Here is a 15,347-nt window from a genome sequence, read left to right as displayed (position 1 = left end):
TTTACGCGGTTTCCCGTATTGCCATTGCCCAATGTTTCCGCTATATTTACAAAAACACCGAACCTCCTTATGACCGAAAAAACCCAACAACTGCACGCCCAACTCTGGAACATCGCCAACACCCTGCGAGGTAAGATGGATGCCGATGATTTTAGGGATTATATTTTAGGCTTTATTTTTTATAAATACCTAAGCCGGAAAATGAACTTATATGCCAACGAAATTCTTAAACCGGATGGTATTGAATATAAAGATGTAGAAGATCATCCGCAAAGCGAAGCATATCTAAATGCCATTCGTGATGAGGCTTTGGATAAACTAGGATACTTCCTTTTACCTTCGGAATTGTTTTCTGAACTGGCTAGAAGAGGAAATGCCGGAGGGAAGCATCAATTTATCCTGGGCGATCTCGGCAAGGTACTAAACCATATTGAGCAAAGCACCATGGGGTCTGAGAGTGAAGAGGACTTTGGCAACCTCTTCGAAGACCTTGATTTAACCAGCTCTAAACTTGGGAAAACTGAGAATGATAAAAACGAGCTTATCGTTAGGGTACTAACGCATTTAGAAGAAATCGATTTCGATCTGGAAAACACTGAAAGTGATCTTCTGGGTGATGCCTACGAATATCTTATTGGAAAGTTTGCCAGTGGCGCCGGCAAGAAAGCGGGTGAATTCTATACGCCCCAGCAAGTATCGAAGGTTTTGGCGCAGCTTGTTACCACTGGAAGGGAGAAACTAAAAAGTGTGTACGATCCCACCTGTGGTTCCGGTTCGTTGTTACTGCGGGTGGCAAAGGAAGTCAAAGAGGTGGGTGCGTTTTACGGACAAGAAATGAATCCAACCACCTACAACTTGTGTCGCATGAATATGATCATGCACGATGTGCATTACAAACGTTTCGATATAAAGAATGAAGATACGCTGGAACGCCCACAACATATGGAGATGCGTTTTGATGCTATAGTTGCCAATCCTCCATTCTCGGCCAAGTGGAGTGCGAACCCCTTGTTTATGAGCGATAATCGATTTAGGGATTATGGGAAACTGGCACCCAAGAGTAAGGCCGACTTTGCCTTTGTGCAACACATGATCTACCAACTGGATGACCATGGAACCATGGCAGTGGTATTACCGCATGGAGTTTTATTTAGAGGGGCTGCGGAAGGCCAGATAAGGAAATACCTCATAGAAGAAAAGAATTATCTGGATGCGGTAATTGGATTGCCCGCCAATATCTTTTATGGAACGAGTATTCCAACTTGTATACTGGTGCTAAAGAAGAAACGTGAATATGATAATGATGTGCTATTTATCGATGCCAGCCAACAATTTGAGAAGGTAAAGACCCAGAACATATTACGAGGGGAAGATATCGATAAAATCATTGAGACGTATAGAGAGCGAAAAGAGGAAGATAAGTTTAGTTATGTCGCTGACCTTAGCGAGATAGCTGAAAATGATTACAATCTCAACATCCCTCGTTATGTGGATACGTTTGAAGAAGAAGAACCAGTTAACCTGGCAGCGGTCTCCAAAGGACTCAAAGAGCTTGAAAAAGACATAAAAGAAACCGATATCAGCATAGCCAATTACTGTAATCAATTAGGAATAGATACTCCATTTTAATGGCAACCACACCAATTAAAATAAAAAGCAAGTTAGTTAGGCCTCATAAATCAATTATTGATCCTGCGTTTAATAATAAATCAATACTGGTTGAAAATCCGTGGGAATATGTCGAATTATGGATAAAGCGAAAAGGTAAACACGATGCATTATTTTACTGGTATCAGGCAAGAGGATTTTATAGAGCGACAAAACAATTGCCCAATACTTCTGCCCCATTAGCTGCGTATTATTGTTTTTTAAACGCAACTAAAGCTTTATTGGAGGTCAAAGATGTTTCTTACGCGGAAAAACATGGCGTTACAGGAGAAATAACGGGTAATATGGCTTCATTATCAAATGAACTAATAAAAATATCACCGAATGGGATACTTTCGGAGATGTGTAGGCTATTTGGCGAAGTGGCGAATAATGAAGAGTACACCTTTAAGAATTTAATATATAATTTGAATTATGTGCATCGCGCTTATGACATAACTTACAGTAGTGATCCAGAATTGTTCTTTCCTATTTCTAACCCCCATTTTGTAAAGATATCGGGACAAGACCGTGCTTATTTTCAAGCCGAAATTGTAGCTGAGAATTATAAAAATGGTCGGACAATTAATAAACTTCCCTCTAGATTCGAAAGAGACATGGGAGTTACTGATAAATATATTATTAGAAGACGAAAAAGATTTAAATGGAAGAATGGTCAAGCAAACAAAGCGAAGAATTTAGAAAGACTAAAGAATTACAATAATAAGGTTCGGAGAGATATTCATTATATCGTTGGTAGCCATGATTTATGGTATTTTAAAAGAGGAGGGACAAATAATTTAATTGATCGTAATCCTATGTGTATAACATTTGCCTTAATGCATCGGTTAAGTGAATTATCACGATATAACCCACTACGTCTCAAAAAACATTTTGATAACCAGCAAAATTGGCTATTATCAGAATTTATAAACTTAGCTCCAAAACAATTTATTTATGGGATTGCTTGTGAAATTACTGGAAAAGAATTTAAAATGCCTGGAATCCGAAAATGACCGAAGTAATATTACATCAGAAAACACAAAAGAGACTTCTGCCCAAATTACGTTTTAAAGAGTTTGATGGGGAGTGGATAGAAAAAAGGTTGGGAGAAATGTCAACTGGTATTTCTTATGGTATTGGAGCTGCTGCGACGGAATTTGATGGAATCAACAAATATTTACGTATAACTGATATTGATGAGGAATCAAGGGAATTTAAGCCAAATCCCTTAACCAGCCCTGAAGGAGAATCTGTTGATAAATACAGATTGAAAGAAGGAGATATCGTATTTGCTAGGACTGGGGCAAGTGTAGGGAAATCTTATCTCTACAATAAATTAGATGGAATCCTAATATATGCAGGTTTCCTAATAAAATTTCACATTTCAAAGGCTGACCCAAGATTTATCTATGCTCTGACCTTTAAAGAGTCTTATAATAAGTGGGTGCATGTATATTCAATGCGCTCGGGACAACCGGGCTTAAATGCTGAAGAGTATAAAGAGCTAAAACTTAATATCCCCTCCCTCTCCGAACAACAAAAAATAGCCTCCTTTTTATCTGCTGTGGATAATAAAATACAGCAGCTCACCAAAAAGAAAGAATTACTCGAACAATATAAGAAAGGTGTGATGCAAAAGCTCTTTAGCCAGGAGATCCGGTTTAAGGATAAGGATGGTAAGGGGTTTCCCGAGTGGGAGGAAAATTCATTCAGAGATTTGTATTCTTTTATTCCAACGAATTCATTATCAAGAGATAAGTTGAACTATGAATCTGGCTTCGTTTATAATATTCACTATGGAGATATTCATACCAAGTTCAAAACAGCTTTTGTTTTAAAAGACGAAAAGGTTCCTTTCGTAAATGATGAAGTTAATCTTTCAAAAATCAAATCAGATTCATTTTGTAAAAATGGTGATTTAGTTATAGCTGATGCCTCTGAAGATTATGTCGATATAGGTAAGACCATAGAATTAATTGATTTGGAGGATGAACAAGTTTTAGCGGGACTTCATACATTTCTTGCGCGTCCAAAAACATCAAAAACAACAATTGGATTTTTTAGTATTCTGCTTCAATCATGGAGTATGAGAAAGCAAATTATGGTTATCGCCCAGGGGACCAAAGTCTTGAGTTTATCTACTTGTAGAGTGGGTAAATTGAAATTAAAACTACCTGTTATTCAAGAACAACAAAAAATTGCTGCTTTCTTATCGAGTATCGATACCAAAATAGACGGTGTGAACCAACAAATCACTCAAACGCAACTATTTAAGAAGGGGTTGTTGCAGCAGATGTTTGTTTAAAAATATAGTTATGGATGCCATTTCAGAAATAATAAAAACAATGAATAACACTAGTTCTAGCGTTAACCCAACAGAAATTTATAATGAAGGTTGGATGACAAGAATGTTAATGTATTATTCTGTAAAGGAAAAATTAAAGTTTAAAGGTATAGACTTCACAAATAAAAGATGGACATCAGAAGCTTTAATTTCAAGTCCATTTGTTTCTGCAAAATCCAAAAGAGAAGGCTACACCCATCCAGATATTGCAATCGGAGATTTTAAAATTGATTACAGTGTTAGTGGAAAACTAGAGATGGCAAATGCACATGAGTTTGGAATAATTGAAGCAAAAATGAAGAGTCAACTAAGTAAAGAAACAAAAAATGCTAAGGGCTTTAATCAGGCCAGCAGAAATGTTGCTTGTATTGCACATAATACACCAAAAGAATGCAAGACTTTCTTTTTTGTAGTACTACCCAAATCTAATCGTGATCGTAAAAAAAGAGATGGCACAACTATTAAAGATTTGGTTAGTAAAGATACTATTGAAAGACAAATTACACAGAGGGTAAAATCACATAACGATGCCAATCAAGATCAACAAATAGATGATAATCTTATTGAACGTGTTAAACAATGCAAATTAGAGGTAATTACATATGAAGACTGGATTAAGGCATTCAATAATATTAAAATCAAAGAAGAACTAAACGAGTTTTATGATGCTTGTAGATTTCATAATAAAGTTAAACCCTTGCCAACAGTTTAAGAAAGTGCTGTTGTAGCAGATGTTTGTTTATTAGGGGAGAAAGTAAAAAACATAAATGAACTGGCTCTAAAACGATGTAAATGTATGTTTTTCAGTTCTTGTGACGAATTGCATGTAGTAATGGAATTTATCAAACAACACAGGCCTTTAGAAAATTCAGATAATTATGTACAGAATTAATCGAGAACAGAACAATATTTCCAAACTTGAAGAAAGGAAGTTTAGTGAGCTTCAATTTAAAGAACGAGAAAACCTCCAGGAATGGATCGCCAAGAATCCCGAGATTTTGGGAGAGGATTTGTTGATTATTCAAAAAGAATTTGATGGTTTTAATGATACTCAAGAGCGACTGGATCTGTTGGCTTTAGACACAGGAGGAAATATCGTTGTGATAGAAAACAAATTGGACGATTCAGGCCGAGATGTAGTTTGGCAAGCTCTTAAATATGTTTCTTATTGCTCAACGCTTTCTACGAGTCAAATCATAAAGATTTATCAAGACTATCTCGACGGACAAGGTTTAGAGGAAAATGCAAAAGATAATATTCTGGAATTCCTGGATATTGACGAAGACGGTTTGTTGCTCAATCGAAACGACCAGCGAATTATTTTTGTTGCCAATAATTATCGTAAGGAAGTAACATCGACAGTACTTTGGCTTCTACAGCACAGTGTGCAGGTTCAGTGTTTTCGAGCTATTCCATATGGCAGAGGAGAGGAGTTGTTCTTACAGATCGCACAAATTATTCCATTGCCTGAGACCAAGGAGTTCATGATAGACGCGATGGAGAAGGAGCTGGAAGAAAAATCCAAAAGCAAAAAAGTTGCGGAGACTGAAACCAGACTTGTTGAGTTCTGGAATAAGCTAAAAGCGGAATTGAGTGTTCGAAAAATGGATTTGTTGGACAATGTCACTGCAAAACCCTATTTCAATATTAGCACTTTAAGAGGAAGAGCATCTTTTGGGTTTTGCATTGGCAGAAAGGGATATCGCGTCGAACTTTACATATGGCAAGATGAAGAAAAGCACTTGATCGAGGCTATGAGTGAGTATAAAAGTGAAATTGATGAAAAATTTACACTTGGTGAGATTCAATGGGAACGTTTAGAAGGCAAAAAGGCCTCTAGAATTAAATTTGAGAAGACTGCCTTAGAAATTACAGGAGATGCCGATGGTTGGCGTAATAAGAAAGACGAAGCATTTATAAATTGGTATTGTGATGCCATGAAGGAGTTTTATGATGTGCTCTTGCCATATTGGACGAAAGTAAATAATGAGGTTTAATATTAAGCGCATAATTAATTATAAAAGGGTTGTCGCAATTGATGTGTTTACAATTAATACTCTGTATATCAATATGATAAATAAAATTATATGCAAAATGTTTTGCATAATGGCATCAAATTTGTACATTTGTCGTAACAGTACACACCACGCTACCCATAAGAACAGCGTCCCAGGGTGTGTCTTTTGCTTTTAAAGAATAATATTTAACCTCCCCGGCATAGTTTTCTATGTCGGGGTTTTTTGTAAGGTATGTTTAATAAACCAGCTACTACTATAGACCAGCAACTTGCGTTGCTAGCAAAACGAGGATTGGAAATTGACAATGAAGCTTTAGCAAGACATTACTTAAGTCATGTAAGTTATTATCGTCTAGGGGAGTATTGGTATGTAATGCAGGCAGACAAAGAAACTCATCAATTTAAGGATAAAAGCAAGTTTAGTGATGTTGTTAATCTCTATAATTTTGATAGAAAGCTAAGAATACTCCTGTTCGATGTAATAGAGAAAATTGAAATAAGCCTAAGAACCAAGCTTATATATCATTTATCACATGAATTCGATCCTTGGTGGTTTCAAAACTTTGAGATCTTTGAAGATAGTTTAGCCCTAACAAGAACCTTGACAAATCTGGAAGAGGAAATTTCTCGAACCAAGGATATTACGATTAAGAATCACAAGAAAAAGTATAAAACAGACGGGAGATTTCCCCCTTCATGGAAGAGCTTGGAACAAACAACATTTGGTGCACTTTCAAAACTATATGGAAATTTAAAACCAAGTGCAAAATCCAAAGATATAATCGCTCAGGAATTGGGAGCTGTTAACCATACATATCTAAAGAGTTGGCTTCAAAGTATAGCTCAAATCCGTAATTTTTGTGCACATCATTCTCGCTTATGGAACCGGAACTTGCCTGGAACGGTGAGATTACTTCCAAATCCACCAAACCCATGGATTAATGACATAGCAAACGTCCCAAAACAACATGAAAATATTCATTTATATGTTCATATGTGTCTGATGCGATATCTGTTATATACAATAGCTCGAGAGAACACATTTAATAAGAACTTGAATGACTTGTTCGTGGAATATCCTAACGTTGATCCAAATGCCTTGGGTATGAAAATAAATTGGCAAAAAGAGCCACTATGGACCTATAGCTAAATATAGATGGATAAATTAACAAAGCGAATTGAATTTTAAGTGGCATTAAGAAATGTATGAAAGGTAAATTTCTAAATAACGAAATCTGGATCCTTACTTTTGGAGGGGGCTTTCAACGCGCCAATATCTACAAGAAGAATCATCCGGAAACTGTAAGAACAGCTTTTCGATCTGCATTGAGAAACAAAATTGAAGAATTGGTTTCCAAAGATTATAAAGTTTCAGTATTCGAAGATAGTCATATAGAGAACATCCAAAGTCTGGTTACATTCTCTAAGAATTTAAAAGTGGCGAACGTAAGCATTCCAATAAATTTTGGTGTGGCACAAAAGCTTCTCAATCTGTATTTGAAATATCAGTGGTGTTTAGGAAATCTAAAAGAGAATCCACCTCACTTTCCGGTGGATCGTCTAATTCAGATAGAATTAAACAAGGAAGCAAAAAAAATGAATCTGCCGCGTCTAAAAGTTGAAGCCTGGACGCAATTTGAAGATGATGTGAACTACAGAAAAATAATTGATCATGCGAAAGCGATTCGGGATCGAAAAGACAAAAAGCTGTCTTTAGCCGAATTAGAGCTTTCTATTTTTGAACGTCAAAGTAATAGAGATGCTAGCCGATATTAAGCAGGTACTAACAGATAGCAAAAGAATTGTGGCCCACCAAAAAAAGTTGGAGCAACTACGGGGCGAGCATTTCAATATTTTCTCTATTCTCAAAGTGGAGTCTCAAGAAAATGACACTCATAGTGCATTCCTTGGAGAACTGCTTAATCCCAAGGGATCACATTTAATGGGGCCCAAATTTCTATCGTTATTCTTAAATGAGATTGGTGATAATTCTATCGAGTTATCTAGCGCCAGACTCACCCTTGAATATTATGTTGGATCGGCCAACATGAGCACAAATACCGGAGGACGTATCGATATATATATCTGGGACGCCTTAGGGAATAGCCTTTCGATAGAGAACAAAATATACGCAGGAGACCAGGAAGCGCAATTAAAGCGTTACGCGAATCACAACAAAGAAAAAAATACTGTGTTTTATCTTACTCTTAACGGAGATGATGCCAGCGAAGAAAGCAAAGTCGACTTAAAGCTAGATGAAGATTATTACTGCCTATCATATAGAACGAATATTATCGATTGGCTCGAAGCTTGCCTAAAAGAAGCCACAGACCAGCCTATTCTTAGGGAATCGATTAAACAATACATTATACTCTTGAAAAAACTGACCGATCAATTATCTAATAAGGACATGGAAAACGAGATCAAGGAAATTCTTCGGAAAAATTACACAACAGCGAAACACATTGAGGCAGGTATAAAAGATGTGGAGGTAGAAGCTGTGAACGATTTTCTAAATGAACTAAAGGCCAAACTCAAGGAGAATTTGGATCACGCCTGGACTATATCGATCGACGAGGATATTTCGATTAGCTGGAAAGGATTGGATATAGTTCATAATACGTGGGGCGAGGGTATTCGTATAAAATTAGAAGGTCAGTCAAAAATGCCAGGGCACGATAGCGTATATGGTATAAAGGCGCATGATAAGAAATGGGATCGTGTTGATGTTAAGGCAAGATTAGCTCATATTGATTTCCTGCAGAGTGGTTACTTGAATCCGGATACTGGCCCTATTTTAAGACTGCATTACAATTTAGTAAAACTGAGGAAAGAAAAAAATTATTCGTGTCAGAGCAAAGAATAACGCTGGTTGAACAAATAGCAAGTAAAATGTTGGAGTTGGCAAGAGCCGTTGAAATTCCACTCTCAGAAGTAAAAGCAATTTAGGATGTCGGCCCAAAGTGAAGCCATACTTGAACAAAACTTAATAAACCAACTCGTTGGTTTAGGGTATACTTTGGTCAACATACCGAATGGACAGGAGTTGATGATAAATCTCAAAAGTCAACTCGAAGCGTTTAACGGCACTACATTTTCAGATAAGGAATTCGAGGCCATTTTAAATCATCTCGCAAAAGGAAATGTATTTGAAAAAGCAAAAACATTAAAAGATAGATACAGCCTAACACAAGACAATGGTGATACTTTTTATGTGCGTTTCTTCAATAGTGAAGACTGGAATCAAAACCTGTTTCAGGTAACCCACCAGATTGCACAAGAAGGAACCTATAAAAATCGCTATGACGTCACACTGCTAATTAACGGCCTGCCGCTGGTGCAGATAGAACTCAAACGTCGTGGTCTGGAAATTAAAGAGGCCTTTAACCAGATTAATCGCTATCAGCGACATTCCTTTTGGAGTAACTACGGTTTGTTCCAATATGTTCAGTTGTTTGTAATTAGTAATGGGGCGAACACCAAATACCTTGCTAATAACAAACTGCAATCCGTTAAGCAGACCTTTTACTGGGCAAATGAGGATAATAGAAATATTACAGAACTTGAAGATTTTGCGTCTGCATTTTTGAATCGAGATCATTTGGGTAAGATGATAGCCAACTACATCGTTCACAACGAAACATTCAAAACCCTAATGGTATTAAGGCCTTACCAGTACTATGCCACAGAGAAAATCATTAAACAGGTGGCTACTTCAAATGATAACGGCTATATCTGGCATACTACGGGTTCAGGTAAGACATTGACCTCTTTTAAGGCGAGCCAGATTGTAATGGATATGCCGGGCGTATTCAAGGTGGTATTTGTAGTTGATCGTAAAGACCTGGACTACCAGACCATGAAGGAGTTCAATAGCTTTAAAAAAGACAGTGTAGACGTAACAGACAATACACGATCCTTAGTTCGACAATTAACAGACGGCACTAAATTAGTCCTTACCACAATTCAGAAACTCAATAATGCCATTCGCAAAGTGCGATATGAGAAAAGTCTAACCCATTTGAAGGACGAAAGAGTGGTGTTCATTTTCGATGAATGTCATCGTTCGCAATTCGGAGATACTCATAAACGCATTACGGAGTATTTTACAAATGCACAATTATTCGGTTTTACCGGTACTCCCATTTTTGCTGAAAATGCCAGTAAAAATGAACTTGGGAAACGTACCACCAAAGATTTATTTGGGAACTGTCTTCATAAATATGTGATCACCGATGCTATTCGCGATCAAAATGTCTTAAAGTTTGGAATAGAATATATAGGCAAGTACAAAAAAAAGAAGACAAATACATTGCTGGATATCGAGGTTGAAGATATCGATAGAGCGGAGGTATACAAAGATCCTGGTAGAATCGAGAAAATCGTTGACTACATCATTAAATATCACAATCTCAAAACATTTTCAAAGGAGTATTCTTCGCTTCTGGCGGTAAGCAGTATCGAAAACCTCATTACCTATGTTGATTTGTTTAAGCAAAAGAAGGTTGCAGGGGATCACGATATGCGGATTGCTACAATTTTCACCTATGGAAATAACGAAGACGATGATGATGCTCAGGATTTTCTACCTGGAGATGACATGTCCATGGCAGCCGAACCCAAAGCCAAATACGGGTCAAGTCATACAAGAGACAAATTAGATGAATACATCGCCGATTATAATAAGATGTTCCAAACCAGTTTTTCAACCAGGGACAGTGAACAATTTGAAAATTACTTTAAGGATATCAGTCAGCGGTTAAAGGATCGAGAAAAACAAAATTTCCACGATAAAGATCGCCTAGACCTGGTTGTTGTCGTCAACATGATGCTCACTGGCTTCGATGCAAAAAAAGTGAATACCCTATATGTTGATAAGAATTTAAGGCATCATGGGTTAATACAAGCCTATTCACGAACGAATCGCATATTGGGAGAGAAGAAATCGCAAGGTAATATACTTTGCTTTAGGAACTTGAAAAAAGCTACTGATGATGCAATAACATTGTTTTCCAACAAAGATGCTATCGAGGAAATTATCTTACCTCCTTATGAAAAAATTGCGAAGAAATTTGATGAGGCTTTGGACGCACTTTTAAAAATTACACCCACCTACAAGCATGTTGATGATCTGCTTGGAGAAGATCAAGAATTGAAATTCGTTCAAACCTTTAGACGCCTATTGCGAGCAAAGAACGTCTTGGAATCTTATGTGGATTTCGATTGGGAGGATCTGGAAATTACTCAGGACGAGTTCGATAATTTCAAAAGTAAGTATCTCGATCTGTACGACAAGGTGAAAAGCGATACTCAGAAACATAAGGATTCCATCTTGGATGATATTGACTTTGAAGTGGAGCTCATTCATAGAGATCAGATAAATGTAGCTTACATTCTCAAGTTACTAGCACAACTGAGCGAAGAGAAAACGCCTTCCGAGGCTGAAAAACAGAAAAAAGCAATTAAGGAGCTCTTAAGTGGGGAGGTTGAATTACGCAGCAAACGACTTCTGATAGAGAAATTTATCGAGGAAAATTTACCACAAATAAGGGATGCGGATAATATTCAGGATGAATTCGAGAAATTCTGGCAAGAGCAAAGAGTCCTTGCGCTCGATGAAATATGCCAAGAGGAAAATCTTGATCGAGTACAATTCAGTAATTTGATGGAGACGTATATCTATACCTCTCAAACGCCAGTTCGTGACGATGTCTTTAAATGTTTAGAAAGTCGCCCCAGTGTGTTAAAAGCACGTGAGATAGGAGAGCGGATCATAAACAAAATGAGGGAGTATGTAGAGTTGTTTGTGAGGGGGGTTGGGTAGGCAATAGTTAATCATCGTTTTATGAAAAAAGGTAATCACGTATTTGCAATCGAAGGTGAGTGGGATAATAGATTAGATCAAGATCTTACTATTAAATCTGCGCTTGACTTACTAAAAGAAGTGTGTAGTATTGAATATATCTTTAGAAAAGTAAATACCGTAGATAGCCTTATAGCTTATTTGGAATCATCCACAGCTGCTAGTTATAAAAAATACGGAGTTATTCTAATTGCCTCACATGGATCTCGTAATGATATCGAGTTATCTAAGAATGAATCCATAAGTATTGAAGATTTAGGTGATAAATGTCGAGGATGGTTTAAAGGTAAAATGGTTCACTTTAGTTCTTGCGGAGCGTTACAAAATGGAAAAGTTATAGAGAAATTTAAACAAATTACAGGAACAAGAATGGTGAGTGGTTATAGTAAATCGGTCGACTTTCTGGAGAGTTCCTTATTGGATATTGCATTAATTAATAGTTTTTACAAAAACAATAGTCCTGTAAAAACGGGTAAGCACTTAAAACGATATTACCCGGAATTAACAAAATCATTGGGTTTCAGAATACTTTAAATATAAATATCTCTATTTCCATATTTAATTAATTCCCCCGCCCCCTCTTTACATCCTGGTTACTCCTACCACGGTTTAAGTTATCGCGGTGATAGGTGTCGATACGATCGCCATAGTAATCGTTGATATGAATAAAACGCGACCTGCGTAAGTTCACTTCACGGAATCGAGGCGGTAGCACATTCACAGTGATCCACACTCCATTCTCAAAATAGATATACTGCCGCAAGGAAAGGTCGTAATAGATCAGGTAATCGGGGAAGTACACATAGCGCACTACCTCCACACGATTGGGATAGAACCAGCCCGGCGGTGTTGTTTGTACCCTGGACGAAAAGATCACAGGTCCGCAGGAAGCCAGTAGCAGAAACCCGGCCAACAACCAGATCCTGCTCAATAAATTAATAGATTTCATAACACTGCTTTTTAACTTTTCAAGCTAAGGAAACAACAATATCCACGCAATGATACCGGTCATAGGAGGGCGGATAAACGGGATAATGAAGCATTAGCGGTAGTGAAATTTGCCCGCCAAACAGCGCTATTCTCTTTATATTACTATTTTAGTATTCATGAAAAAACTCAAATTCCCCACCGCACAAACCATTCTTTTGCTTATCGCCGGGCTGGTAACCCTGCTTACCTGGGTAGTGCCCGCCGGGCAGTACGATACCCTGGGCTACGATAGCGATGCAGAAAGCTTTGTAAGAACCCACGCGGAGGGGACGGAGACACTGCCGGCCACGCAAGAGACGTTGGAGACCCTGGAAGTAAAGATCCCGGTGGAGAAATTTACCTCCGGGGATATCTATAAACCCATTAACATCCCGGGCACCTACCGTGAAGTGGAGGCCAAACCACAGGGCTTTGGGGCTTTTATTCAGTCGCCCGTAAAAGGGATCATAGAATCGGCAGATATTATTTTTCTGGTGCTCTTTATCGGTGGGCTCATTGGCATTATGAATCGTACCGGGGCCTTCGATGCAGGGATCTCCTGGCTGGCCAGGGTATTGAGGGGTAGGGAATACCTGCTTATTATACTGGTTACAACACTTATCGCAGCCGGAGGGACCACCTTCGGTCTCGCAGAAGAGACCATGGCTTTTTACCCCATCCTGATACCCGTCTTTATCGCCGCAGGCTACGACGCCATGGTGGGGCTGGCCTGTATTTTCTTGGGTTCGGCCGTGGGTTCCATGTGCTCCACTGTGAATCCGTTTTCCACCATCATCGCCTCTGATGCTGCGGGGATCAACTGGACCTCGGGTTGGGAGGGGAGAGCGATCATCCTCGTCATTTGCGTTACCATCACCATACTCTATATCCTCCGCTACGCGGCCAGGGTAAAGAAAGATCCCAGTCGGTCCATCATCTTCGAACACAAGGAACGCATTGAAAAGATGTTTGGTCTTTCACATGCACAGACCAACGCCAAACTCACCGGCAGACTCCGACTTATCATCGCCATCTTCTCCCTCAGTTTTATCATCATGGTTATTGGCGTTTCCATGCTGGACTGGTGGTTTGTGGAAATGACCGCTACCTTCCTGGTAGGGGCCATCCTAATCGGGATTGTGGGTAAGATCAAAGAATCCGACTTCGTCGAGGCCTTTTCCAATGGGGCAGGAGCCCTGCTGGGTGTGGCCTTTATCATTGGGATCGCACGTGGGGTCTCCGTCATCATGACCGACGGACTCATAAGCGACACCATGCTCTACAACGCCTCCGGACTTACCACGGGTATGGAGAAAGGGGTATTCTCAAACGCCATGTTCCTTATCTACAACGGACTCTCATTCTTTATCCCTTCCTCTTCGGGTATGGCGGTACTCACTATGCCTATCATGGCACCCCTTGCCGATACGGCCGGTGTAGCGCGTGAAGTTGTGGTGAATGCTTATATGTATGGTATGGGACTCTTTTTCTTTATCAACCCAACCGGTCTTATCCTGGCAGCCCTGGCCATTGTTAAGGTTGGGTTTAATAAGTGGCTTAAGTTTATTATGCCGTTGTTTTGGATATTGCTCATTACCTTAATGGGGTTTTTGACAATAAGTGTTTATATCTAAATCTTTCTCTTCATTTTCTTTGCTCGTCCAGATTCTTTTATGTTCTTTTTCCATCGATGAAAAAGAACCAAAAAATCTAGCGCTGCAGAGCCCTTGTTCACCCGCCATGTCTTTACCTCGCAACTAAAAGAACTCACCACCTATGGTGGTTCAAACAGCTTTTAGTTGTCCTCTCGGTTGCATCCGGCGGGTCCCGAAGTCGTCTCTGAGGCGCGATTTTGGTCTAGGCCAAAACTAAAACATGTTGCTTCGTTTTTACTTACTCTTTAAGTTTATATTTCTGTGTTCGTGAATCTTCGATTTCGGTAGGAATTTTTGCTTGCACTATATTCTGACGTAAAGGGTATTAGCTGTAAATTTCGATTTTTAACTGAACCATGAAAATCTTTTTCCGCAGTATAGCTATTCATTTTCCGTTAAAAATTCCGGGTGCCTGGGTGGAATTTAGGAAAATGAATAGGGTTTCAAAGTGCGATAGCAACTTTGAAAATACCTCTGGAAAAAGGCTCCTTTTTTTATTTCTTTTTTTGGAGAAGCAAAAAAAGGAAAGAAAGAAGATTTGGGCAATGCAAAAAAGAAGAGAAAGAACCTGTCATCACAAGCTTCTCGATTCATCCGCCATGCTTCGACTCCGATCGAGACGACACTTTGAACTTCACACATCCGACATCCACACCTTCCGAAGCGAACGAAGTTTGCGAAGGGAGACTGGACAACAAGAAGGTTATGAGTTTAGAAGCTTAAGAGTTTAGTTTGCTTCAAACTTCGAACTTCAGACTTACAATAAACAATAACAATAAACAATAATTAATAGTTTAAGCCGAGATTCTTCGCTGCGCTCTGAATGACAACCAGACACCGGACACCCGA

At 38.7% G+C, this 15,347-nt stretch carries 12 protein-coding genes; 11 read left to right on the top strand and 1 reads right to left on the bottom strand.

What is annotated here, in order from left to right; all coding sequences use genetic code 11:
* Positions 1-69 precede the first annotated feature (69 nt).
* The 10 genes from J1N09_RS14825 (at position 70) to J1N09_RS14780 (ending at position 12,408) form a co-directional block, all read left to right on the top strand.
* Entirely contained in the window at positions 70-1,629 is a 1,560-nt protein-coding gene (locus tag J1N09_RS14825; protein ID WP_265201057.1) for a type I restriction-modification system subunit M, read from the top strand.
* Positions 1,629-2,663: a YaaC family protein gene (locus tag J1N09_RS14820; RefSeq protein ID WP_265201056.1), complete on the top strand. Its 1,035-nt coding sequence runs from the start codon at positions 1,629-1,631 to the stop codon at positions 2,661-2,663. The genes J1N09_RS14825 and J1N09_RS14820 overlap by 1 nt, the downstream gene beginning before the upstream one ends.
* Positions 2,660-3,955 (top strand): restriction endonuclease subunit S, encoded by a 1,296-nt coding sequence (locus J1N09_RS14815; RefSeq protein ID WP_265201055.1) that lies wholly within the window; start codon positions 2,660-2,662, stop codon positions 3,953-3,955. The genes J1N09_RS14820 and J1N09_RS14815 overlap by 4 nt, the downstream gene beginning before the upstream one ends.
* Positions 3,956-3,965: 10 nt before the next feature.
* Positions 3,966-4,706, top strand: coding sequence for a hypothetical protein (locus J1N09_RS14810; RefSeq protein WP_265201054.1), 741 nt, complete (start codon positions 3,966-3,968; stop codon positions 4,704-4,706).
* A gap of 166 nt (positions 4,707-4,872) precedes the next feature.
* Entirely contained in the window at positions 4,873-5,991 is a 1,119-nt protein-coding gene (locus J1N09_RS14805; protein ID WP_265201053.1) for a DUF4268 domain-containing protein, read from the top strand.
* Between the two features lie 252 nt (positions 5,992-6,243).
* Positions 6,244-7,161 (top strand): Abi family protein, encoded by a 918-nt coding sequence (locus J1N09_RS14800; RefSeq protein ID WP_265201052.1) that lies wholly within the window; start codon positions 6,244-6,246, stop codon positions 7,159-7,161.
* Positions 7,162-7,217: 56 nt separating this feature from the next.
* Complete coding sequence (locus J1N09_RS14795) at positions 7,218-7,787, top strand: hypothetical protein (protein ID WP_265201051.1); 570 nt, start codon at positions 7,218-7,220, stop codon at positions 7,785-7,787.
* Entirely contained in the window at positions 7,771-8,877 is a 1,107-nt protein-coding gene (locus J1N09_RS14790) for a PD-(D/E)XK nuclease family protein (protein ID WP_265201050.1), read from the top strand. Before J1N09_RS14795 ends, J1N09_RS14790 begins: the two co-directional genes overlap by 17 nt.
* 84 nt (positions 8,878-8,961) lie before the next feature.
* Entirely contained in the window at positions 8,962-11,835 is a 2,874-nt protein-coding gene (locus J1N09_RS14785) for a type I restriction endonuclease subunit R (protein ID WP_265201049.1), read from the top strand.
* Positions 11,836-11,856: 21 nt separating this feature from the next.
* A complete protein-coding gene (locus J1N09_RS14780) occupies positions 11,857-12,408 on the top strand; it encodes a DUF6642 family protein (RefSeq protein ID WP_265201048.1) in 552 nt (183 codons plus the stop codon).
* Between the two features lie 28 nt (positions 12,409-12,436).
* Here the strand turns inward: J1N09_RS14780 and J1N09_RS14775 are convergent, their stop codons facing one another.
* Positions 12,437-12,823: a hypothetical protein gene (locus tag J1N09_RS14775; protein ID WP_265201047.1), complete on the bottom strand. Its 387-nt coding sequence runs from the start codon at positions 12,821-12,823 to the stop codon at positions 12,437-12,439.
* A gap of 157 nt (positions 12,824-12,980) precedes the next feature.
* On the opposite strand from J1N09_RS14775, the gene J1N09_RS14770 reads away from it, so the two are divergent.
* Positions 12,981-14,477 carry a YfcC family protein gene (locus J1N09_RS14770; RefSeq protein ID WP_265201046.1) on the top strand — a complete coding sequence of 499 codons (1,497 nt, stop codon included), beginning with the start codon at positions 12,981-12,983 and terminating at the stop codon, positions 14,475-14,477.
* The last annotated feature ends 870 nt before the right edge of the window (positions 14,478-15,347 follow it).

It is taken from the genome of Aureitalea sp. L0-47 (genome assembly GCF_026126405.1).
In the GTDB taxonomy this organism is placed as follows: Bacteria; Bacteroidota; Bacteroidia; order Flavobacteriales; family Flavobacteriaceae; genus Pukyongia.
This window is presented reverse-complemented; position numbering and strand designations above follow the sequence as displayed.